Raw genomic sequence first — 3712 nt, 5'->3', positions numbered from 1 at the left:
TGGCTTGAAGCCATAATAACCGCCCTCATTGCTGAGAATCGGTTTTCTAAATAAATCAAGTCAGCTGTTTGCATAATATAAATTATGTAAACAAACTCTACAACAACAAATCTTTGACTTTCCCAATTTCACTTTTTGGAATAACCAGGTGAATCATATTACCCAGATACATTCTGGTTGAGCCGTTAACTGTTTGGCTCTTTCCATTATGGACTTGGGTAGTGATGAGGACGTTGTGTGGTAAGTTGAGTTCGTGTACTTGTTTTCCAGCAATCTTATCAGAAACTGGTATTTCGATAAGGGTAACTTCTCCTTCACTGGATACTTCTTCTGGAAGCATTTTTTCCAGCATGGCTTCATAGACTGGTGTACCCTTGAGCAAATCCATGATAATATAAGAAACAAGAGTGACAAGACCAAGTGGCATGAGGTTGCGAATATCTCCTACCATCTCAGTTACGAGGATCATGGCAGTTAAGGGAGCTTTTGATATTGCTCCAAAATAGCCACTCATTCCTAGAATGACAAATATAGGGAATTGCTCTTGACTGACAAGTCCAAGATTGACGCAGATAACACCAACTAGGGCACCAAGTAAGGAACCAAGCGCCAAAATTGGTAGGAAAATGCCTCCTGGAAGACCACTTCCATAACTAATCATGCTCCAGATAAAGCGAATTAAAAAGTAAGCTAATAGAACTTGGAAACTAAAATCTTGCTCAGTTAAGGAAAGAACAAGCTGATTTCCACCACCAAGGACGTGGGGTAAAAAAATTCCGACTGGTATGATGAGAATAAAAGCAAGAATTGGATAATAAGCTCTATCCAAATGGATTTTTTGACCAATCCAATCATAAAGTCTACCGACATCGAGCACAGCTTTTTCATAGAGAAAACCGGAAAATCCAAGGAAAATTCCCATCACAAGATAAATCCAGTATTGATCTAGGGTCATGAGAGGAATGTTATCTGGCATATCCAATACTGGTGTCAAACCGAACATGAGCAGAGACACAAAGTTTGCTACGATGCTGGCTGCTAGTGTAGAAACCCAGAAAAAGCGCGAAAAATGGTGATAAACTTCTTCTACTACAAAGAGGAGGCCTGCTATTGGTGCATTAAAGGCTGCGGCTAAACCTGCTGCAGCTCCACTGGCAATTAAGGAACGTTCCTCTACTGGACTGGATTTGAGCCACTTGGCAATTCCTTTACCACCAACTGCTCCCAGTTGGATACTTGGCCCTTCACGCCCCAGCATAAGGCCGCTGGCAATAGCAAGCATTCCTAGCACATATTTTTTCCAAAGAACGCCCCACCAGTTGAGGGACATGAGGCCTTTCAGTTCGGCTTCGACTTGCGGAATTCCTGAGCCTTTGATATCTTTTTCTGATCGAGTTAATTTAGCACTGAGCCAACAGATGAGTATATAAAACAAAACCAGTACAAAAAGATTGCGCACTAGGTGCTCTTGATCTTGATAAAGTCCTTGTATCAGGTGGAAGCCCTTTTCAATTAAGAAACGAAAGGATCCGACGATAATTCCAACGACGAGGCCGACAATGATTCCTCGACCAACTTGGGATAGGATAGTGCTGGATGCAAAGGCGAATTCTTTCTTAGAACGGACTATTTCCGACTGTTCCTCCATGGTATTTCCTTTCAATTAACTTTCTTTTTTACCTAAAACCAGTGATTTAACAGGTTCAAAGCTGGTTCGGTGAATTGGGGTAACTCCTAGTTTTTCGAGTCCTTCTAGGTGTTTAGCAGTTCCATATCCTGCATTAGTAGCGAAATCATAGCCAGGAAACCGCTGATCGTATTCCTTCATCAATTCATCACGGGTCACCTTGGCTACTATAGAAGCTGCTGCGATAGCGAGGGAATTAGCATCACCTTTGATGATGGAGGTTTGTGAAATGGGCAACTCCAGTTTCATGGCATCTATCAAAAGGTGCTCAGGTTGAGGACTGAGCTGGGAGATTGCTTCCTGCATGGCCAGTTTAGTTGCTCCGTAGATATTGACTTGGTCGATGACCTGATTATCCATGATACCAACGCCAATTGACAAGGCTTGGTCTTGAACTGCTTGGAAAATCTCCAGATGTTTCTTTTTAGGAATTTTCTTGCTGTCATTGAGGCCTCTAATCTTACAATTTTGAGGTAAAATAACGGCTGCAGCGACTACTGGCCCAGCCAGAGGACCTCGGCCGACCTCGTCAACACCTGCTATCAAGATCAATCCTTGCTTGTAAAGTTCCTTTTCATAGGAAAGCATAGATTCCAAACGCAAATTTTCATCCAATTCAGCCTGAATGGCTTTTTTACGCTTGCTAATTTCTTTTTGAACTCCAGAGCGATTATCCTTTTCAAGATCTAAAAAAATAGGGCTTTCTAACTCCTTGACTGTCACAAGGAGTTCTTTGATTTCTTTAATCGTTGCCATCGAGGTCTTCCAATGTATCTAAGGTATAGTTACCGAGTTTGCCATCACGGACTTCCTTCACGAAGAGACTGTAAAAACGGTCATAGTCATCACGGAAACCGAGGGCGCGGGTCATATCCATAATAATCACAGGCGCTTCTTCTTCAATTTTCATTTGTTTGAAGCGTTCAGCCAGCTTTTCTGGATAATGTTCTTTGAAATAATTGATACCAAAAATGGTAACCTCATCCATAGGAAGCAACTGATCCTTGATAGCTCCAGTCAATGCCAACTTAAGTGCAACAGTTTCATCCTCAAACTTAGGCCAGAGAATCCCCGGTGTATCCAAGATTTCCAGATCTTTATTGCTTTTAAGCCATTGTTGACCTTTTGTGACCCCTGGCTTGTTTCCAACAACAGCAATCTTTTTACCAGCCAAACGGTTCATCAGAGTTGATTTACCAGCGTTTGGAATCCCGATAATCATGGTACGCAAGGTTTCAATCTGAATCCCACGTTCTTTCTGGCGAGCAATCTTATCAGCCATGAGCTTTTTGGCCGCATCTGTTACAACTTTTACAGTCACTTGCTCTTTGGAATTGATAGTCAGCGTCTGGATTCCCTGTGATTCAAAATACTGACGCCATTCCTTGGTCATTGCTGGATCAGCCAAGTCGGCCTTGTTTAAAATCAAGAGTTTTGGTTTATCACCAACAATCTTGGTCAACATAGGATTTTGACTAGATAGAGGTAAGCGTGCATCAACTAAAATCGTCACAAAATCAACAAATTTTAAATTTTCCTGAACCTGTCGACGCGCTTTAGACATGTGACCAGGAAACCATTGAATAGTAGCCATTGAGTTTTTTTCCTTTCGTAGCAAGGGTTTAGATCCCCTATTTTATTTTACTATCGTTTGAACATATAGAGTTTTAAAATGAATGATGTCCAAACACCTCTTGTTTTATGACATAAAAATCTACCTTATATTATATCATGCCTTCTTTATTTTGTCCGATGATAGCCTTTCAGGTACCCTATATATAGTAGATTAAAACAAGATGTGAACAAATCGATTAGGAAAGTCAAATTAATTTCTAGAAATATTTTAACATCTATAACGTACTATTCTAAAGTCAGTGCGTCATAACAAGGTATCGTATCTATCCTAATTCCCCAACTTCCGGTATACTAGATAAAAATAGTTATCGGAGGAAAGGTAGTGTACTATGATGATTCAACTAAACGATTTAGGTCAAGTTCACCTTGTTTGTGGGAAAACGGATATGA

Annotated in this window: 3 protein-coding genes; all 3 read right to left on the bottom strand. The window is 40.7% G+C overall.

Features of this window, described 5'->3' with window-relative positions; translation table 11 throughout:
• Nucleotides 1-97: 97 nt before the first annotated feature.
• Genes HT688_RS08225 through ylqF form a run of 3 tightly spaced genes read right to left on the bottom strand, consistent with a single transcriptional unit; the run spans nt 98 to nt 3281 of the window.
• Entirely contained in the window at nt 98-1648 is a 1551-nt protein-coding gene (locus tag HT688_RS08225; RefSeq protein WP_172923696.1) for a H(+)/Cl(-) exchange transporter ClcA, read from the bottom strand.
• Nucleotides 1649-1663: 15 nt separating this feature from the next.
• A complete protein-coding gene (gene rnhB / locus HT688_RS08220; protein WP_054388124.1) occupies nt 1664-2443 on the bottom strand; it encodes a ribonuclease HII in 780 nt (259 codons plus the stop codon).
• On the bottom strand, nt 2430-3281 hold the full coding sequence (ylqF, locus tag HT688_RS08215) for a ribosome biogenesis GTPase YlqF (protein WP_050208287.1): 852 nt from the start codon (nt 3279-3281) through the stop codon (nt 2430-2432). The genes rnhB and ylqF overlap by 14 nt, the downstream gene beginning before the upstream one ends.
• Between the last annotated feature and the right edge of the window lie 431 nt (nt 3282-3712).

This window comes from Streptococcus sp. 1559, assembly GCF_013276735.1.
GTDB classification, from domain to species: Bacteria; Bacillota; Bacilli; order Lactobacillales; family Streptococcaceae; genus Streptococcus; species Streptococcus pseudopneumoniae.
This window is presented reverse-complemented; position numbering and strand designations above follow the sequence as displayed.

Bases quoted from the DNA above. Each gene is read 5' to 3' on its own strand.
- HT688_RS08225 (WP_172923696.1), bottom strand. From the start codon at position 1,648: ATGGAGGAACAGTCGGAAATAGTCCGTTCTAAGAAAGAATTCGCCTTT.
- rnhB (WP_054388124.1), bottom strand. From the start codon at position 2,443: ATGGCAACGATTAAAGAAATCAAAGAACTCCTTGTGACAGTCAAGGAG.
- ylqF (WP_050208287.1), bottom strand. From the start codon at position 3,281: ATGGCTACTATTCAATGGTTTCCTGGTCACATGTCTAAAGCGCGTCGA.